We start from the raw sequence: 4,077 nt of genomic DNA, 5'->3' as shown, positions 1-4,077 counted from the left end.
TATCGGCCAGCCGGTCTTCCGCGACCGCGCCAAGCTGGCCTGGGCCGCCTCGCCGCGCACGGCCACCACCATGCAATGGCGTGGCCTGGTCGCGCTCTCCCAGGGCTGGACCCCGCCGCCGTTTCCGCTCACCGGCGCCGACGTGGTCAAGGCCGGCGTGCCGGAGGGCCCGCTCGTGGGCAAGGTGATGGCCGAGGTGGAAGCCTGGTGGATCGACCACGATTTCCTCGACGACAAGTTCTCAGCCATCGAGAAGCTGAAGGCCGTCGCCCAGGGCATGGTCTATTGAGGATCGGCGTCCTCAAGACCGGGCGCCCGCCGCGTCCGGCCATCGCCACGCACGGAACCTATCCGGCGATGTTCATGCGCCTGCTGGGCGCCGAGGCCCACGACTGGCGCGTCTATGCGGTGGATGAGGGTCATCTGCCCGGGGCGCCCGAGGACTGCGACGCCTACATCATCACCGGCTCGGCGGCCGGGGTCTATGACGACGAGCCCTGGATCGCCGGCCTCCTGGACTTCCTGCGCGGTGCGCGCGGCCAGGCGAAGCTGGTCGGGATCTGTTTCGGCCATCAGGCTATGGCGCAGGCGTTCGGCGGCAGGGTGATCAAGTCGCCCAAGGGCTGGGGGATCGGCGCCCACGACTATCGCATCCTGGCCCGCGAGCCGTGGATGGATGGGTCTGACGCGTTGCGTCTGCCGGCCTCCCACCAGGACCAGGTGGTGGAGGTCCCGCCGGGCGCGGAGATCACCGTCGGGTCGGAATTCACCCCCATCGCCGGTCTCGTCTGGCGCGATCACCCCTCGATCAGCTTCCAGCCCCACCCCGAGTTCGAGCCGGCCTACGCCCGCGCCCTCATCGAATCCCGACGGGGCAAGGTCTATGACCCTTCCGAGGCCGACCGCGCCGTGGACAGCTACGCCTCGGCCGACGACCGGGCCCGGGTCGCCGGCTGGATCGGCCGGTTTCTGGCGGGTTAGGGTATCTGGCCTTAGCCGCGTTGAGTTCCGCTGCGGCGCCGCGCCCTAGTCGCCTCCAGAAGGAGTTCCGCCCCATGAAGACCCGCATCACCGATCTGCTCGGCGTGAAGTACCCGATCGTCCAGGCTCCGATGGGCTGGATCGCCCGCTCGCAGCTGGCCAGCGCGGTGTCGAACGCCGGCGGTCTGGGTGTCATCGAGACCTCGTCCGGCCGCCTCGACGAGGTGCGTGAAGAGGTCAAGAAGATGAAGACCCTCACCGACAAGCCGTGGGGGATCAATGTGGCCCAGGCCTTTGTGCGCGATCCGGACATCGTCAGCTTCGTCGCCGACCAGGGCGTGCGCTTTGTCACCACCTCGGCGGGCGACCCTAACCGTTACTGCGATGCGCTGAAGTCCAAGGGCCTGACGGTGTTCCATGTGGTGCCATCTCTGGCGGCGGCGGAAAAGGCCATCGCGGCCGGCGTCGACGGGCTGGTGGTCGAGGGCGGGGAGGGCGGCGGCTTCAAGAACAGCCGGGATGTGGCCACGATGGTGCTGCTGCCGCTGGTGGCCTCCAAGACGGATCTGCCGATCATCGCCGCCGGCGGCGTCACCGACGGCCGCTCCATGGCGGCCGCCTTTGCGCTCGGCGCGGAGGGCGTTCAGATGGGCACGCGCATGGTCTCCGCCGCCGAAAGCCCGGTTCACCAGAACTGGAAGGACAGCATCGTCGCCGCCAAGGAAACCGACACCGTATTCCTGAACCGCCAGGGTCCCGGCCCGGCGCTGCGGGCGCTGCGCACGGAAAAGACCTCCCGATTCGAGCTGGAGCCGCCGCCCAACATCATGGCCGAGATGGGCCGTGCGCTCGAACTCTACTTCGGCGGCGACATGGAAGCCGCGATCGCCCTCACCGGCCAGGTCGCCGGCCGCATCGACAGCGTCAAGCCGGTGGCCCAGGTGATCAACGAGACGGTGGCCGAGTTCGAGGCGGTGATGACCGAGATGGGCGCGCGGTTCGGGAAGGCCGCGGCGCCGGCGTGAGTGTCGCCGAGGCGGCCTGGATCCATGCCGGTCTGACGGCATTCGTCGCCGCGTTTCAGCTGGCGCTGGCCGCAGGCGCGCCCTGGGGTCGCGCGGCCATGGGCGGGCGTTATCTGGGCCGCCTTCCCCCCGCGATGCGCGTGGCGAGCGTGGTCCAGCCGGTGATCCTGGCGGGCCTGAGCGGCCTCGTCCTGGCCCGTGCTGGCGTCGCCTTGCCCGCCTGGCGCGAGACCGCCGATCCCGGGGTCTGGGCCGCGGTCGGCGTCAGCGCCATCGCTGCGGTTCTGAACCTGATCACCCCCAGCCGCATTGAGCGCGCGATTTGGGGGCCCGTGGCTCTCGGTCTGCTGGCGACGTCCGTCTGGGTGGCGCTGAAGGCGGCCTAACGCTTCGGCGCCACCCGCAGCACGCGGCCCTTGTCGTTGTCGGTGGCGACGTAGAGCGCGCCATCCGGGCCCTCGATCACGTCGCGCAGGCGCTCGCCGGTCTCGACGAGCAGGTGCTCCTCGCCGACCACCTTCTCGCCCTTCAGGGAGAGCCGGACCAGACGCTTGGAGCCGAGCCCGCCGATGAACAGGCTGTCCTTCCAGGCGGCCGCCGCCTTGCCGGAATAGAAGGCCATGCCGGCCGGCGCGATCACCGGGTCCCAGTAGTAGATCGGCTGCTCCATGCCCGCCTTCTGGGTGATGCCTTCACCGATGGGGTTGCCCATGTACTCCACGCCGTAGGTGATGGTGGGCCAACCGTAGTCCTTGCCCTTGCGCGGAATGTTGAGCTCATCGCCGCCGCGCGCGCCATGCTCGATGGTCCAGAGCTCGCCGGTTTTCGGGTGGAGCGCGGCCGACAGGATGTTGCGGTGGCCGATCGACCAGATCTCGGCCTTCGCACCGGCCTGCCCCACGAAGGGGTTGTCCTTGGGGATCGTGCCGTCGGAATTGATCCGGATCACCTTGCCCAGCGTGGCGTCCAGCTTCTGCGCCTGCATGCGGCCAGGCAGGATCGAGCGCTCGCCCGAGCCATAGAACAGGGCGCCGTCGCGCGCGAAGACCAGCCGTCCGCCATAGTGCAGCGCCGAGGCCAGAGGCGGGCTCTGCCGCCAGATCACCGTCGGATTGTCCAGACGCGGCGCGCCGGCATTCAGGATCAGCTTGCCGCGAAGGATCGCGGCGTTGTTGGTCCGATCCGGTCCCGGCTCGGAGAAGGCCAGATAAACGAGGCCGTTCTTGGAGAAGTTCGGATCGATGGCGAGGCCCAGCAGGCCCCCCTGACCCCGAGCATCCACCGCCGGAACCCCCTGAATGGGTTCCGAAAGCGACCCGTCCTTGAAGTGCCGCAGGCGGCCGGGCTTCTCGGTGATCAAGAGACCGCCATCCGGCATGAAGGCCAGGCCCCAGGGCTTCTCGATCCCCGTCACATAGTCGCTCACCTCATAGGCCACGCCCGCCTTCAGTTCCGGCGCGCGGGTCTGGCCGGGGAAGGCCGGGACCTGGCCCTTGCCCTGGGCGGCCCGGGTCTCCAGCGGCGCCGGGCCGCTCGCCGGCGCTTGCGCGACGCCCGGTTGGGCGGCGCAGGCGGCCATCAGCACGGCCGCGGCGGCGGCGGACATCAACGTCTTCATATGTCTTCCCTCAAGGTCCCGTCAGCGCGGCCATAGCGTCCTCAGGTGGCGCGCCCTCCAGATGGATCAAGGCCCAGAGCGCGAAGAACAGCAACCTCCAGCGATGCGCCCCCGGCGTCCGCATTTGCGCGCCCGCGTCGGGGGCGATCCGCCGCACGGCCTCGACCTGGCCGATCCGCTCGGCGATGTCGCCGGCGCGAGGCGCGATCCAGGCGTCAACCGGCACGGTGAAGCCTTGTTTCCTGGCCCAGGGCCGCGCCGCCGGGCACGCGCGCGCCAGCCACGCGCGCAGCAGCCACTTGCCGCTGCCGCCACGCACCTTGGCGCGGTCCGGCAGGCCCCAGGCGAAGGCCGCGACCTGCGGGTCAAGGAACGGCGTGCGGCCTTCCAGCCCGTGCGCCATCAGACAGCGGTCGAGTTTGAGCAACAGGTCGTTGGGGAGCCACGTCGCCA

At 69.9% G+C, this 4,077-nt stretch carries 5 protein-coding genes and 1 pseudogene; 4 read left to right on the top strand and 2 right to left on the bottom strand.

The features are described 5' to 3' along the window. The 4 genes and pseudogenes from ACIQ3R_RS16045 to ACIQ3R_RS16030 all read left to right on the top strand — a co-directional run. Window positions 1-289: pseudogene (locus ACIQ3R_RS16045) on the top strand (CCA tRNA nucleotidyltransferase); the annotation flags it as partial. Beyond that, a complete protein-coding gene (locus ACIQ3R_RS16040; protein WP_397419859.1) occupies window positions 286-981 on the top strand; it encodes a type 1 glutamine amidotransferase in 696 nt (231 codons plus the stop codon). The pseudogene ACIQ3R_RS16045 and the gene ACIQ3R_RS16040, both read left to right, overlap by 4 nt. 20 nt (window positions 982-1,001) lie before the next feature. Continuing rightward, entirely contained in the window at window positions 1,002-2,006 is a 1,005-nt protein-coding gene (locus tag ACIQ3R_RS16035) for an NAD(P)H-dependent flavin oxidoreductase (protein WP_397419858.1), read from the top strand. Beyond that, window positions 2,003-2,392 (top strand): hypothetical protein, encoded by a 390-nt coding sequence (locus ACIQ3R_RS16030; RefSeq protein ID WP_397419857.1) that lies wholly within the window; start codon window positions 2,003-2,005, stop codon window positions 2,390-2,392. Before ACIQ3R_RS16035 ends, ACIQ3R_RS16030 begins: the two co-directional genes overlap by 4 nt. On the opposite strand, the gene ACIQ3R_RS16025 is transcribed toward ACIQ3R_RS16030, so the two are convergent. Then, a complete protein-coding gene (locus ACIQ3R_RS16025) occupies window positions 2,389-3,612 on the bottom strand; it encodes a PQQ-dependent sugar dehydrogenase (RefSeq protein WP_397419856.1) in 1,224 nt (407 codons plus the stop codon). The two genes, ACIQ3R_RS16030 and ACIQ3R_RS16025, sit on opposite strands and share 4 nt — an antisense overlap. Window positions 3,613-3,634: 22 nt before the next feature. Beyond that, the coding region (locus ACIQ3R_RS16020) for an asparagine synthase-related protein (protein WP_397419855.1) at window positions 3,635-4,077 on the bottom strand (443 nt) is incomplete at its 5' end.

This window comes from Phenylobacterium sp., from assembly GCF_044371015.1.
GTDB lineage: Bacteria > Pseudomonadota > Alphaproteobacteria > Caulobacterales > Caulobacteraceae > Phenylobacterium.
This window is presented reverse-complemented; position numbering and strand designations above follow the sequence as displayed.